Source organism: Commensalibacter communis (genome assembly GCF_947179105.1).
Classification (GTDB): Bacteria; Pseudomonadota; Alphaproteobacteria; order Acetobacterales; family Acetobacteraceae; genus Commensalibacter; species Commensalibacter communis.
Genome location: NZ_CAMXCK010000002.1, coordinates 343,873 through 357,484 on the forward strand (window position 1 = coordinate 343,873; position 13,612 = coordinate 357,484).

Here is a 13,612-nt window from a genome sequence, read left to right on the forward strand (position 1 = left end):
GCCATAGTCATAATAATATTTTTGGTATTACGTGGAAACGGTAATATTTAAGTAAAAACAGAGTGATGAAAAACAATAAATTTCTTAACTTTTCATCGCTCTTAAAATATTGAGTTTTATTTCGTATATATTTCATCTTTCACTATTTGATATCCCTAAAATAATACCGTCAATCTCTACATATTATTGTACATTTTGTTCCAATATTTTACTTTCGTTATTTGGTAATTCTTGATGATCCAAAACGGCTTTTATAATTCCATCCATAACCATTTTCGCGGTAAAAGGACGATAATGAATGGGATCCCAAAAGCTTGTTCTTTGTTGCGTGAAATGGTTTGGAATTGCAAAATCGATAGCTATGCTGTTAGGTGCAGTTCGTATAACAGACTCAATATTTGCTTTGCATGATTTCCAACTGGTATCTGTCCATCCTCCTGCTTTACCATAAAATTCAGCAGAAAAAGGTGGAATGATAATCACTTTAACCGTTTCTTTAGGGAGTTTGTTAATCATACGCTGTAATCTAGGCAGTGCAGGTTGTATGGGGATCCGTCCATTCGGTGCGGAATTATCTTCTTGTGCCCATTCTGTAAAGGTTTTGTTGACTTTATTTGGGTCATACACAAAGGATGCTGGTAGCAAAGGCGTATAGCCATCAGAGCCATAACGTTGTTTTTTAAATCCTATTAACCATGCAAATTGGTTGGCTGCTTCTTGAAGCGCATATTGGTTCGCCATTTTTAAATATCCAATCCATGGTGAACCTTCGTACATCCATAAGGGTATTGGTCTTGCTGAATGATGCGGATCATCGAAACACCAAATATTATCCGTATTAAAAATGATCATTTTTGGGTTGGGATGATGTTTCAAGAAAAGATTAAATATTTTTTCTTGTTCCCATGGTGTGGAGGCATTCATTGATAAATTAACAAATTTTGCATCAAAAGGTTTGTTGAGAATTGCAGGTTGCAAAGGTCGGCTGGTTGAAGTGCCAAAAATAGCTGAGTCAAATTGCTTATCAACTGCTAATGCAGGGAAACTATAACGTGCATTGGTGGAGATTGGAATCCTATGGAATGGCGGTGATAAAGGTAACATTCCCCAAGGGTCCACAACAACAATAAATAACCAAATGAAGAAGATTGCTCCGCCCGTAATTCCAAGGAAAATAAAAGCGAATTTACGCCAAGCGTTAGAAGCGGAAGTAGATGAAGGCATCAGGAATGCGTCCCCCAATCAAAAGAATGAAAAAAGCAGCAGCAATGCCTCCGACAATGGCAATCCATTTAGATGGGCGTAAATAGTTATTCACCAAATTTTGGCTGGATGGGCAAAATAATACTAATAAGATGGCAAGATAGAAAACAATGTTGTGGCGGATTTTATAAGTTCCAAAACCATTTAATCCAATCATCGATTGCCAAATATGGGTTGCGGTTGAGAAACTTTCGGCACGAAAAAGCACCCAGCTAAAGAGTAGAAATAAGAGTGTGATCATCCATGCAATGGGTTTTGGAAAATTGAAAGGTGCAATCTTGTTCCATCCATGATTAATCGTTAAGCCAATGCCATGCATGCCGCCCCATGCGACAAAGCTCCATCCTGCACCATGCCACAAACCAGCCAATAACATTGTTGTAATCAAGTTGACGCTTTGTCGAATTGGACCACATCGGTTTCCGCCCAATGGGATATAAAGATAATCTCTGAGGAAACGAGATAACGTCATATGCCAACGTCGCCAGAATTCTTGTAGATTATGAGATTGATAAGGGGCATTGAAATTATAGGGCAATTGCAACCCAAATAGAAGTGCCGCGCCAATCGCCATATCTGAATAACCAGAAAAATCAAAGAAGATTTGTAAACTATAAGCAACAGCAGCAACCCAGCTTTCTGTCATGTTCAAAAGTTGTCCCTGTGCGGCTTTGCCAAACAAAGGGTTGCACGTCATTGCAATACTCTCGGCAATCCCCGCCTTTTTAACCAAGCCAATCAGGATTAAGCATAAGCCCTTGCTGATATTTTCCCATAATTGTGGATTAACAGGGTTCTTTTCAAATTGATGAATAATTTCATTATGTCGAACAATAGGTCCAGAAATCAACTGCGGGAAAAAGGTAACAAATTCGAAGAAGTCGACAAGGCTATAGATATGTTTATCGCCACGTCTTAAATCGATTAAATAAGAGATTTTTTGAAAGACAAAGAATGAAATCCCCAAAGGCATGATGATATTCCATGTGGTATGATGAATACCAAACAAATCATCTATGTTTTCAGCAAAGAAGTTGGCATATTTAAAGAATCCCAGCATGGAAAGGTTCAGAATAACCCCACTGGTTAGCCAAATTTTATTTAGACTCTTGCTATATTGGCAAGCAATTGCCCAGTTGATAAAGGTAAGCAAAACTAAAAAAGGCACAAAATGCCAGTTCCACACGCCGTAAAAAAACAAAGAGGCTGCGATAATAACTAGCTGTCTTGCAATTCTGACTTGAACAACGCTGTAAAAAGCAATGAGGACAAGAGGAAGGAAAAGAATTAAAAATTCTTGCGTGCTGAATAACATTGACTCATTTCATAGGAATAAGAAACTATATATTTTTATTGCAGTTTAATGTTGGTTTGGCTGATTAGTTGATCTTCATTTAAAAGATAAAGCGCATCAAGTAAAGCAATTTGCAAACTTCCCGGACCCTTGGTGTTTTGCATGGCAATATCTCCAGCGGTGCCGATCAAAGCCATGGCATGTGCTGATGCAGCCAACGCATCGGTTTCAACGGCCAGACAAGCTGCAGTGATGGCAGTGGCGCTGCACCCTGATCCAGTTACTTTGGTCATCATGATATGGCCGTTATGGATTTCTACGACTTGATGACCATCGGTGATGTAATCCGTTTTTCCACTGATTGAAACGATGGCGTGACAAGATAGAGCTAATTTTTTTGCAGCCTCTAATGCTTGTTCAGGTTGGTCTTTACTATCAACGCCATGACCGCTATGATAAGACGCTTGTTGTGTATATAATGCATACAAAGCAAGGATTTCTGATGCATTGCCTCGAATAGTTGTTGGATGATTGGCTAATAATTCAACAGCAACTCTTGAACGATAGGTGCATGCGCCGACACCGACGGGATCTAAAACCCATGGGATATGATGGTCGTGTGCGGTTCGAGAGGCCAGTTGCATGGCTTTGGCTTGCGGAGCATTGATAGTTCCAAGGTTAATGACCAAAGCTTTGGCTATTTGTACGAATTCTTCGACCTCTTCTTCGGCATTGACCATTGCAGGGGAAGCACCCAAGGCTAATAATATATTGGCTGTAAATTGGGTAACAACCATATTGGTAATATTATGGATCAATGGGTTTTGTCGGCGGATTTTACGTAAAGTTTGTGAAACTTCGAGGGCTGTGAACATGGATAAAATCTTTTTTAATATTGGAAATTATAGTTTTTCCGATGATTGTCATTTTGTAAAGAAAAGTCTTTGATATAACTAAATTTAAGTAAACGTAGGAGTTTATAATGGAACTTGGTTTAAAGAATAAAAAAGTTGTAATTAGCGGTGGCTCCAAAGGAATTGGTTTTGCCATTGCACAACAATTTATTGCTGAGGGTGCCGAAGTATATATTTGTGCGCGCCAAGAAAAAGGTGTAAATGAAGCGGTCGCTACTTTGGGTAACAGAGCAAGAGGTGCTGTTGTTGACATGTCAGAGCCAAAGCAAATTGAAAGTTGGATCCATCAAGCTCATAAAGAAATGGGCGGAATAGACATCGTCGTTTCAAATGTCAGTGCGCTTGCTTCTGGCACCGATTTGGAAACATGGAAAAAAGCAGCAGATATCGATCTATTTGGAAATATTGCGCTGATGAATGCGGTGGTACCCTATTTAACCGAACAAAAAAATGGAAATATTGTTATTATTTCAACGGTTTCAGCGGTTGAAATTGATGGTTTTTCAGAACCATATGGTTCTTTAAAAGCCGCGTTAAATCATTATGGGAAATCTTTGGCACTAAGAGTGGCAAGTGATAATGTGCGTGTGAATATAGTTTCCCCTGGCAATGTTTATTTCAAAGGTGGGATTTGGAATAAAATAGAAACTGAAACACCAGATTTCTTTCAAGAATGCCTGAAGAAAAATCCGATGGGTAAAATGGTGACTGCAGAAGCGGTTGCTGAATCTGTTCTTTTCTTAGCAAGTGAACGCGCAGAATTTATTACAGGAACAAACTTAGTAATTGACGGTGGGCTAACGAACAAGGTTTTTTAATCGTGTAGGAATCGTTAACATATTCACTTAGTCCAAAATATGGTGATATTAGTGTATGGAGTGCATTAATATCATCATATGTTGAGAATGGAGAAATAGCGTGTATATTATTATTTTATCAGAGTTATTCTTATAGGATATGGTTTTTATATGCAAACTGCTTCCCAAGTCAGTAAGATTATTTCCTTTTTAAAAACAAATCCAGATCAGCGTTTTACGGCTAGGGAAATAGCAGAAGCTTTAATTAAGGAATATCCTGAGTTCTATGCCCAAAAGCGCCTCAATAGCACTCAAGAGTTTGCCACTAATGCTGCTTTTGTCAATCAAATCGTAGCCGAAATCGGATCTCGTGCGACGACGACGATTAAAAGCTATTCTGCAATAGAAATTCAAGATCAACCTAGACCAAGGAAATTTTGGTTTTCCTCTGTGAAAACAGATCTTACTTTGACGTCTGAGGGGCAAGACGTTGCAGATCAAGAAATATCCGAAACTATTGAAACGCAATCAAAGGCCGAAATTATTTCTGAAAAAGAAATGTATCCTCTACTACAACATTATTTGAGTGATATTGGATTGATTTCAAAAAGGCTAGTTGAAACAAGATCAAAGAAAAAAGTGAAAAATGCAAATAAGTGGTTACATCCAGATATTGTTGCGATGCAAGCCATCCCTGAGCGTTGGCATCACGTTGTTTAAACCTGTGTTCAAGCAGGAGGTGGCGATATGATTCATCTTTGGGCATTTAAAGTGAAAAAAAGAATAACGATGTCAACCATTAGAGAAGATTTTTTCCAAACAGTCAGCAACTCTAGTTGGGCAAATTATGGGTATTTAGTTTGTGCAACAATTGAAGGTGAAGAGACGGAGGAGGAGTTAAGGATGCTATGTGCATTGCATGGAATAGGTGTTATAAATTTAGTTACAGAAAATCCCTCTGAAAGTAATATTATTATCCCTGCAAAATTTAGGGAAACACCAGATTGGCGTTCAATCAACCGCCTGGTTAAAGAAAATCCAGATATGGAAGAGTTCATTAAACGCGTGGCAAATTATTACAAAAGTGGTTTGTTAATTAAATAGTATTTTATACGTTTTTTCTAATGTAAGTGTAGGATAGGGATATTCAAATATCTCAATAGATCAACGGTTTTGCTGCCAAATATCATATTATACAAAGAGTTATTTTCGAACGCGCCCATAAATAAAATATCAATACACTGTTCTTGAACTGTTCGGATGACAGTATCTTCGATATTGCCTCCTCCTAAAATAAAAGAAGAAATGACTTTATATCCAGCGTGTTCCAAGGTTTTGTGCGCCCAATCTAATTCTTCTTGACGTTCATCTGTTCTGTCACCTGACATGATTAGGTATAATGGAATAGACAAACAGTATTTCTCTTGTGCCAAATGCTTTACAAGGCGCTTTGAAATTTCGCTGCCACTGAAGGCTAACATACTATTCTTAGGGGTTTTGAACTCTTCGGCAATGGTTAAAATAGGCGTATGAAGCGTGCGCATAACTTGTTGAATGCTCTTGCCAATCACTTCTTGGTGTTTTTCAGTTTGTTCACCACGTCTACCCATAACGAGTAAGTCAATCTTAGACTCATATTGAATGATTTTTTCGATAAAATAACCGTACTCTTCGTGAATTCCTAGTAAAGATGGCTCGACACCTTTTTCCAAAGCACGATCATAATACATGTTCAAAAGTTGTCTGCGAGGTGTTTTTTGCGTTATATCATTTTTCAAATTTGGAGATGGACAGTCGCCAATATGAAGCAATTCTAATGGTTTGTTCAGGATGTTTGCGAACCAAGCTGCATAATCTGTGACGTAAGCAGAATAGGTGGATTGATCAATACAAGCAACGATTTTAGTGTTTTCCATAAAGATATCCCTACCTTGTGATTATAGAATTTATTGTTACCTATAATGTATAGAATAATCAAATATATTCATTGTGTATTTTGTAAAATTACTTGGATGTTGCTAAATTGGCTATGGTTACTGATTTATTCAAAAAAAAAGCTATTCGGTTATTGAATAGCTCTTGTTAAATTAAGTCATTTTGTAATCAACACCGGGTTGTTTTAAGCGAATAAAGTAAGTCAATATGGCAGCAAAGTAATATAAAAGTCCATAAATGATAAAGACTCCATAGTTTCCGAAACCGATAAAGTAGATAACAGAAACTAAAGCATTTCCAAGAAATTGGCTGAGCCCACCACCTAGATTTTGAATAGAGACGGCAGCCCCTTTTCTTTCGGGGGCTAACATTGGAAAAATAGCACCCATTGGTACAAAAGAAGTAATTGTTAAGGCAAAGAAGAGCATTACTGCAATGCTGGCGTAAACATTACCTGGGAATAGGGTTGGCACATAATATAATAAGATAGTCGCTGTTCCGCAGCCAATAAAGCCAACCCAACGCATTTGTTTTAACCATCCAATACGATCCCCAATAATTCCCCATAAGACATTGGTAAAAGGTTGAATAGGATAAATAAATATACTGATTAATTGCCATTGATGTAATGTAAATTGTCCCCCATCATTGGCAGTCATGAAATTCGGGAGAACAACGGTGAGCACCCCGAAAAGAGAGAAATTACAAATGGCTCTAATAACCAATGCAATGGCTAAATCACGGCTACGAAATACGAGTGTTAAATCACTGCAAATTTCGCTGACTCTGGCACCAAAAGATAATTGTGATTTATGTTCTTTCTCGCTTTTGCTTTCAGGTGGGGTTTTTAAAAGAAAGATTGTAATTGCAGCACCAGCAGTCGCCCAAATGAGTGCTTGCCACAGGGTAAATTCTGCCCCCATTTTTTCTACAAAGAAATAAGGCACACAATATCCGATAATCCCATACCCGATGGTAAACATAGACCAAATCCAGCCTACTGCTGAGGCCAGTTGATTATCAGGCGTTTCTTTGACGACCCAATAAAAGAATCCATAAAAGAATAAAGGATAGGCAAATCCTCTTAATCCATAAAAAGCGAAAATAGCGTAGTAATTATGTGGAACAATTCCAAATTGCATAAAAGCAGCATGCAAAACAATCCACATGATGACACCAATAATCATAATCCTCTTGGCACCAAAGGTTTCAGCGAAAACCCCTGATAACCAACTGGAAAGTGCAGCAGTTAACCCATAAATGGAAAAAATTAAGCTACCTTTATCTTCGGCGATGCCTAAATCATGATGAATATAATGGGCCAAGAAACTTTGTTCAAAGCCGTCTCCAGCCATAAATAGGGCAACTGCAATATATCCCCAAAACAGGGAAACAGGCATACCAATCACCATACGGGATTTTGTTTGGGAATTGCTCATTTGTAATGTCCACAAAAAGAGAAATAATCAGTAAAGGGGAAAAAGCCCGTCATAATCATTGTCATGACGGGCTTAGATATTCACAGAAGTAAAATAATTTACTCAACCAATTGAATTTGTAATTTTACATCATCAGGTTTCGCAGATGCTGCACGTTCAAATGCTTCAATTGCTTTTTCAAATGGATAAATACCTGAAATCAATGGTTTTAAGTTGACTTTTCCTGATGCGATTAAGCTGACTGCACGATCATATACATTGGCATAACGGAATACAGTTTCCATACGCACTTCTTTACTTTGTGCTGTTACCAAGTCAAATGGAACTTTATCAACAGGCATTCCAACAAATACAATGGTTCCACCAGGTCTGACACATGCAAGTAATGGATCATAAGAAGAAGGATGTCCAGAAGCTTCTAGTGCCACATCGACGCCCCAGTCTTTGCCACATTCAGCTCTGACTTTGTCAACCAAGGATTCCTTGGTAATATTAACAGGGATCAACCCTTCATATTGGCCTGCGATTGCTAGTTTTGGAGCCGCAACATCAGAAATAAAGACTTTACTTGCACCAGAAGCCAATGCAGCCAATGCGGTTAAAATACCAATTGGACCACACCCAGCAACTAAACACACGTCTCCTGGTTTTATTTGTGCTTTGACACAAGCATGTACACCAGTTGCAAAAGGTTCGACAAAAGCACCTTCGGCAAAAGAAACATTATCAGGTAATTTAAATGTATAGGCAGCAGGATGAACAACCGTTTCGGTCAGGCATCCATGAATAGGAGGGGTCGCCCAAAAGCGCACATCAGGATCAACGTTATAAATCCCCAACTGTGTAGCTTTAGAATGCAGGTTTGGAATACCAGGTTCCATACAAACGCGATCGCCAACTTTAAGATTAGTAACGTCTTTGCCGACTTCGATTACAGTACCAGAGGCTTCGTGTCCCAGAACCATTGGTTCATTTACAACAAAAGGCCCAATTTTTCCATGTGTATAATAATGGACATCACTGCCACAAACACCAACGTTATGGATTTTGATTTTAACATCATTTGCGCCGACATGACTGGGTAAATCGATGTCACGAATGCTCAGCTTACCTTTGCTTTCTAAAACAAGAGCTTTTGCCATAAAAACCTCCTAAAAGACGAGAAAAAACAGTAATATGGGAAATAGCATCAACCTTATTTATTGAACAATCACAAAGATGTGATTTTGATCAATATGCAACCAGATAACTGAGTAAATTTTATTGTGACTCTGTTTTATGTGGTGCTTTGTCCATCGTATATATACGTTTTACTATTCCCAAGTCATGAGTAGGTTAATTAGGAATTCTGTATCGTCTAGCATAGGTTTTATTAGAATAATGGTTGTACTTATGGCAAAAATTTTGAACCAGTTTGTAAGCTTTAAAATACGCATTTTTGCCCCCTTATGAGTTAATAAAGTTCAACACCCTAATAAATAAATTATTTTTTGTTTTAGATATGTATATTACGTCATCTTTCTGAAAAACTTTAATATTTGTTCATATTAATGATAGCATACTGGAAAATAAGAGCAATTTATTGTTTTACATTTTTTGGTCAAAATTATGTGATAAAATTTGATGAAGAGGTTAGTAATGAGTAATAAAAATGAAGATTTAGTATGTTATAAAACTCTTTCTGTTTGGACGTCACAAACGATACCAGAAGGATTTAAAAGTCGTCATAATACTAGGTCTGGAACATGGGCAAAGTTAGTAATTTTGTCTGGCTCTTTAATAATGGAGTTTATGTCAGATGAGGGTGAAGTCATCGATCGACTTGAATATTCCAAAGAGAATCAACCTCCCTTAATACAACCCAAACAATATCATCGAATTGTATCTTGTAGTGAGGATGTTCGTTGCCAACTATCTTTTTATGCCAAAGAATCTGTTGAGAATTAAAAAAAGCCACTCTTTAATAAGTTTTAAGAGTGGCTTTGAATAGCGTTATGAATTTGACCTTTAAGAAGAAATGGCTTTCTTTTCATAATAAGAGATGCGTTCTACCTTAGGGGTTGAACCACCACCAGAAAATTCGGAATCTAGCCAAGCTTTAACGACGGTTTTTGCTAATTCTGGACCAATAACTCTTTCGCCCAAAGTGATAATTTGCGCATCGTTGCTTTTTCTGGCACGTTCAGCAGAGAATGTATCATGACATTGTGCTGCACGAATTCCAGGAATTTTATTAGCAGTAATAGCCATACCAATACCAGTCCCGCAAACTAAAATTCCGCGTTCGTGTTTTCCTTCTTTGATTGCTTGGCCAACAGACCACGCAATATCAGGATAAAAATTAGACTCACGATTGGCGTCTGTGCTGTAATCAACGACCTTGATGCCGATGGATTCTAACCATTCCACAAGTGTATTTTTTAAATTAACCGCTGCATCGTCACAGCCAATAGCAATAGGTAACATTACTTTTTCCTAGGGTTAAAGTTTTCGTTAATATTTGCTTTCTGTAAATATCACAAAGAGTTCAATGATAACATACAGAAAATATATTATTTTCAATAGTAAACACTCTAATATCAAAGAGAATTTGTCTGATTAACCTTTGTTGTTCTAACGATCTTAAAAGTCAAATCACAAGTATTTTATTTGTATTAATTTTTAAATTAATAAATGATGTCAGACTAGAATTAAACCTAAAAAGTTCAAGAAAGAGTCACACGATGACAGAGATTAAAACTGGCCCAGTTGCTAAATTAGATAATATTCCTAAGACGATGCGTGCTATTGTGGCATATGCTCCTGGTGATTATCGTTTTGAAGAAGTGCCTGTTCCTGAAATTGGTCCAAACGAAATTTTAGTCAAGGTCGAGGCATGCGGTATTTGTGCTGGAGATATTAAATCTTTCGAAGGTGCCCCAAGCTTTTGGGGGGATGAAAAACAACCTGCTTATATCAAGGCCCCAATGATTCCAGGGCACGAGTTTATTGGTCACGTCGTTGCTTATGGCGAGGGGATTAACGATTTTAAATTAAATGATCGTATTACCTCTGAACAAATCGTTCCTTGTTGGGATTGCCGCTTTTGTAATCGTGGTGAATATTGGATGTGTGAAAAACACGATCTATATGGTTTCCAAAAGAACGTTAATGGTGCAATGGCGGAATATATCAAACTTCCAAAAGAAGGAATCAACCATCACGTTCCTGATGATTTGCCAATGGAAAAAGCTGTATTGATCGAACCATATGCATGTTCAATGCATGCTGTGCAACGTGCGAGCGTTAAATTGGGTGACGTTGTTGTGCTTTCTGGTGCAGGTACTCTTGGCCTAGGGATGATTGGTGCGATTAAAAAGTCTGGTCCAGATAAATTAGTTGTTCTTGATTTAAACGAAGACCGTCTTGCTATGGCAAAGAAATTCGGTGCCGATATTGTGATGAACCCTGCCAAAGAAGACGTCGTTCAAAAAATCAAAGATATGACCGAAGGTTATGGTTGTGATATTTATATTGAAGCAACAGGTGCGGGTAAATCTGTTGAACAAGGATTAGCGATGATCCGCAAATTGGGTCGTTTTGTTGAATTTTCGGTATTCAAAGATCCTGTGGCAGTTGATTGGAGCATTATCAGCGATCGTAAAGAGTTGGATGTATTAGGGTCTCATCTTGGTCCATATTGTTATCCAATGACCATTAAGGGTATTCAAAATGGAGATTTCCCAACAGAGGGCGTTGTAACACACGTATTTGCATTAGAAGAATATCAAGAAGCCTTTGGACTAATGAAAAAAGGCGTTGGTTCTTTGAAAATCGTTTTGGATCCAAATAGAAGATAGCCATTTCGGTTGATGCAAAGCCTAGCTGACTAATGGCTAGGCTTTTGTTTATAAGGGAAGAGTGTATGGGCAATATAATTAATAGAATTTTCGTTTCACCAAAATTAATGTTGGGTTATTTTGGGGTAATGATATTTATGGCCGGTGAAGGGTTGGAACTCAACTGGTTACCTGACTATTTACAGCATAACGGTATGACCGAGGCTCAAACGGGTCTTATTTATACCATATATGGACTGATGGTAGCTATTTCATCATGGTTTTCTGGCGTTTTGGCTGAAATCTTTGGTGTCAGGCGTGTGATGTTCATCGGGCTCGTTTTATTTTATATTGGTTCATTCTTCTTTCTGACCTTTGGTATCCCTACGAATAGCTTATATTGGATTATTCCGACTTATGCTATTCGTGGATTGGCATATCCATTATTTGCTTATGGCTTTTTAGTTTGGGTTGCGTATGAAGCACCTGCAGAACGTTTGGGATCTGCTGTTGGTATTTTTTGGTTTATGTATTCAGGTGGGGTTGCTGTCATAGGCACCAAATATTCTGATATTATGCTGAATTATTTCCACATGCAGCATTTGCATTTATTATGGACGGCGTTAATTTTTGTAACATTGGGCGCGATTATTGCTTTGGCTTTGAGTGGTGGTGATACTGCTAGTAACAATAATCAAAAATCAGAAAAAGCATCTTTTGCTTATTTGCTTAACGGGTTAACAATTCTCACCAAAAAGCCAAAGGTTGCAATGGGCGGTATCGTTCGTATGATTAATACCAGTGCTGCTTATGGGTTCCCTGTTTTTATTCCTGCGCTCTTAATTGCTCAAAGTTATGACAAAAGTGTTTGGTTGTCTGTCGTTTTCTGGTTATGGATGACCAATGTTGCATTTAATTTATTATGGGGCATTATTGCGGATAAATTAGGTTGGCGTAATGTGGTGATGTGGTTTGGCTGTGTTGGCTGTGCAATTACAACATTCTTGTTCTATTATGCTATTGTGTCTCATGCTTCTGTTTTAACGATTACAATAATTGCCAGTGTTTATGGCTGTTTCCTTGCTGCGTTTGTGCCATTATCTGCAATTATGCCAATGTTGGCTCCAAATGAAAAAGGTGCAGCGATGTCCATCCTTAATTTTGGTGCAGGGATGAGCTATTTCTTTGGATATTTTATTGTAACATTATTTATTGCTTCTATTGGCAGTGCGGGCGTTATTTATATTTATACAATTTTATATGTAGTAGCCGCTATATTGATGATTTTTGTGAATGTAAAACAGCCCTCTGGTGATAGTATTGAGCATGAGTTAAGCGTTGCAGTTAAAGAAGCCCTTTAAACAATTAACAATCAGATCATAAAGGATATCATCATGTCTCAAAAAGAAATGTTCGATTTATCTGGAAAAGTTGCTGTCATTACAGGTGGTGGTGCAGGGATTGGTAATGAAATTGCCAAGGCTTATCTAGAAAAAAATGTTAAAGTTGCACTACTAGATCGTGCAGAAAATATTGCAGAAATCGCCAAAGAATTGAATGCAGAAAATGTAATTGGATTACAACTTGATGTAACCAAGAAAGATCAAATTGATCAAACCATCAAAGCAGTCGTCGATCATTATGGTCGTATTGATATTTTAGTGAATTGTGCTGGGGTGGCAATATTAGATGCTGCTGAGGATGTCAGTGAAGAAGGTTGGGATGCAACGATTGCGATTAATCTCAAAGGAACATTCTTTGTTTCTCAAGCTGTCGGTAAAGTGATGCTAAAACAAAAGCAAGGTTCTATCATTAACTTTGCTTCTCAAGCAGGTGTTGTCGCACTTCCAAACCATCTTTCATATTGTGCCAGCAAAGCGGGTGTTATTGGTTTAACCAAAGTATTGGCTTTGGAATGGGGACCATCCAATATCAATGTGAATTCGATTTCTCCGACTGTTGTCTTAACGGCAATGGGTAAAACGGTGTGGGCTGGTGCTGTGGGGGATGAGTTCAAAGCAAAAATTCCATCACGCCGTTTTGCTGAACCAGATCAAATTGCTGCTGCTGCTGTGTATTTGGCAAGCAGTGAAGCGTCTATTATTAATGGTGCAAATTTAGTTATTGATGGTGGTTTTACAATTCAGTAAGA

At 37.9% G+C, this 13,612-nt stretch carries 14 protein-coding genes; 7 read left to right on the plus strand and 7 right to left on the minus strand.

Annotated features, from left to right (window positions below):
* Positions 1-183: 183 nt before the first annotated feature.
* From PQG52_RS06250 to thiM, 3 genes are read right to left on the minus strand one after another with little or no spacing between them, the layout of a single operon-like run.
* Positions 184-1,224, minus strand: a complete 1,041-nt coding sequence (locus PQG52_RS06250; protein WP_271828520.1) for a hypothetical protein — start codon at positions 1,222-1,224, stop codon at positions 184-186.
* Complete coding sequence (locus PQG52_RS06255) at positions 1,199-2,578, minus strand: MBOAT family O-acyltransferase (RefSeq protein WP_271828521.1); 1,380 nt, start codon at positions 2,576-2,578, stop codon at positions 1,199-1,201. Before PQG52_RS06255 ends, PQG52_RS06250 begins: the two co-directional genes overlap by 26 nt.
* A 35-nt stretch (positions 2,579-2,613) precedes the next feature.
* Positions 2,614-3,432, minus strand: a complete 819-nt coding sequence (thiM, locus tag PQG52_RS06260; protein ID WP_271828522.1) for a hydroxyethylthiazole kinase — start codon at positions 3,430-3,432, stop codon at positions 2,614-2,616.
* A gap of 107 nt (positions 3,433-3,539) precedes the next feature.
* Between thiM and PQG52_RS06265 the strand changes: the two genes are divergently transcribed.
* The 3 genes from PQG52_RS06265 to PQG52_RS06275 all read left to right on the plus strand — a co-directional run bounded on the left by PQG52_RS06265 (position 3,540) and on the right by PQG52_RS06275 (position 5,372).
* Positions 3,540-4,289, plus strand: a complete 750-nt coding sequence (locus PQG52_RS06265) for an SDR family NAD(P)-dependent oxidoreductase (RefSeq protein ID WP_271828523.1) — start codon at positions 3,540-3,542, stop codon at positions 4,287-4,289.
* Between the two features lie 150 nt (positions 4,290-4,439).
* Positions 4,440-4,988 (plus strand): hypothetical protein, encoded by a 549-nt coding sequence (locus PQG52_RS06270; protein WP_271828525.1) that lies wholly within the window; start codon positions 4,440-4,442, stop codon positions 4,986-4,988.
* A gap of 69 nt (positions 4,989-5,057) precedes the next feature.
* Positions 5,058-5,372: a hypothetical protein gene (locus PQG52_RS06275; RefSeq protein WP_271828526.1), complete on the plus strand. Its 315-nt coding sequence runs from the start codon at positions 5,058-5,060 to the stop codon at positions 5,370-5,372.
* Positions 5,373-5,389: 17 nt separating this feature from the next.
* On the opposite strand, the gene PQG52_RS06280 is transcribed toward PQG52_RS06275, so the two are convergent.
* The 3 genes from PQG52_RS06280 to PQG52_RS06290 form a co-directional block, all read right to left on the minus strand.
* Complete coding sequence (locus PQG52_RS06280) at positions 5,390-6,184, minus strand: universal stress protein (RefSeq protein WP_271828527.1); 795 nt, start codon at positions 6,182-6,184, stop codon at positions 5,390-5,392.
* 171 nt (positions 6,185-6,355) lie between these two features.
* Complete coding sequence (locus tag PQG52_RS06285; RefSeq protein ID WP_271789867.1) at positions 6,356-7,642, minus strand: MFS transporter; 1,287 nt, start codon at positions 7,640-7,642, stop codon at positions 6,356-6,358.
* A gap of 98 nt (positions 7,643-7,740) precedes the next feature.
* Entirely contained in the window at positions 7,741-8,784 is a 1,044-nt protein-coding gene (locus PQG52_RS06290; RefSeq protein WP_271828528.1) for an NAD(P)-dependent alcohol dehydrogenase, read from the minus strand.
* A 496-nt stretch (positions 8,785-9,280) separates the two neighbouring features.
* Between PQG52_RS06290 and PQG52_RS06295 the strand changes: the two genes are divergently transcribed.
* Positions 9,281-9,589: a DUF1971 domain-containing protein gene (locus PQG52_RS06295; protein WP_271828530.1), complete on the plus strand. Its 309-nt coding sequence runs from the start codon at positions 9,281-9,283 to the stop codon at positions 9,587-9,589.
* Between the two features lie 60 nt (positions 9,590-9,649).
* On the opposite strand, the gene rpiB is transcribed toward PQG52_RS06295, so the two are convergent.
* The gene (gene rpiB / locus PQG52_RS06300; protein ID WP_271801479.1) at positions 9,650-10,108 is read right to left on the minus strand and encodes a ribose 5-phosphate isomerase B; all 459 of its coding nucleotides are present in this window, start codon (positions 10,106-10,108) and stop codon (positions 9,650-9,652) included.
* Between the two features lie 257 nt (positions 10,109-10,365).
* On the opposite strand from rpiB, the gene PQG52_RS06305 reads away from it, so the two are divergent.
* From PQG52_RS06305 to PQG52_RS06315, 3 genes are all read left to right on the plus strand, one after another.
* A complete protein-coding gene (locus tag PQG52_RS06305; protein WP_271828532.1) occupies positions 10,366-11,481 on the plus strand; it encodes an MDR/zinc-dependent alcohol dehydrogenase-like family protein in 1,116 nt (371 codons plus the stop codon).
* 65 nt (positions 11,482-11,546) lie between these two features.
* The gene (locus PQG52_RS06310) at positions 11,547-12,821 is read left to right on the plus strand and encodes an MFS transporter (RefSeq protein ID WP_271828533.1); all 1,275 of its coding nucleotides are present in this window, start codon (positions 11,547-11,549) and stop codon (positions 12,819-12,821) included.
* Positions 12,822-12,854: 33 nt separating this feature from the next.
* Positions 12,855-13,610 (plus strand): SDR family oxidoreductase, encoded by a 756-nt coding sequence (locus PQG52_RS06315; RefSeq protein ID WP_271828534.1) that lies wholly within the window; start codon positions 12,855-12,857, stop codon positions 13,608-13,610.
* Positions 13,611-13,612: the final 2 nt, after the last annotated feature.

Bases quoted from the DNA above. Each gene is read 5' to 3' on its own strand.
- PQG52_RS06255 (WP_271828521.1), bottom strand. From the start codon at position 2,578: ATGTTATTCAGCACGCAAGAATTTTTAATTCTTTTCCTTCCTCTTGTC.
- PQG52_RS06265 (WP_271828523.1), top strand. From the start codon at position 3,540: ATGGAACTTGGTTTAAAGAATAAAAAAGTTGTAATTAGCGGTGGCTCC.
- rpiB (WP_271801479.1), bottom strand. From the start codon at position 10,108: ATGTTACCTATTGCTATTGGCTGTGACGATGCAGCGGTTAATTTAAAA.
- PQG52_RS06315 (WP_271828534.1), top strand. From the start codon at position 12,855: ATGTCTCAAAAAGAAATGTTCGATTTATCTGGAAAAGTTGCTGTCATT.
- PQG52_RS06310 (WP_271828533.1), top strand. From the start codon at position 11,547: ATGGGCAATATAATTAATAGAATTTTCGTTTCACCAAAATTAATGTTG.
- PQG52_RS06290 (WP_271828528.1), bottom strand. From the start codon at position 8,784: ATGGCAAAAGCTCTTGTTTTAGAAAGCAAAGGTAAGCTGAGCATTCGT.
- PQG52_RS06285 (WP_271789867.1), bottom strand. From the start codon at position 7,642: ATGAGCAATTCCCAAACAAAATCCCGTATGGTGATTGGTATGCCTGTT.
- PQG52_RS06305 (WP_271828532.1), top strand. From the start codon at position 10,366: ATGACAGAGATTAAAACTGGCCCAGTTGCTAAATTAGATAATATTCCT.
- PQG52_RS06280 (WP_271828527.1), bottom strand. From the start codon at position 6,184: ATGGAAAACACTAAAATCGTTGCTTGTATTGATCAATCCACCTATTCT.
- PQG52_RS06275 (WP_271828526.1), top strand. From the start codon at position 5,058: ATGTCAACCATTAGAGAAGATTTTTTCCAAACAGTCAGCAACTCTAGT.
- PQG52_RS06250 (WP_271828520.1), bottom strand. From the start codon at position 1,224: ATGCCTTCATCTACTTCCGCTTCTAACGCTTGGCGTAAATTCGCTTTT.
- PQG52_RS06295 (WP_271828530.1), top strand. From the start codon at position 9,281: ATGAGTAATAAAAATGAAGATTTAGTATGTTATAAAACTCTTTCTGTT.
- thiM (WP_271828522.1), bottom strand. From the start codon at position 3,432: ATGTTCACAGCCCTCGAAGTTTCACAAACTTTACGTAAAATCCGCCGA.
- PQG52_RS06270 (WP_271828525.1), top strand. From the start codon at position 4,440: ATGCAAACTGCTTCCCAAGTCAGTAAGATTATTTCCTTTTTAAAAACA.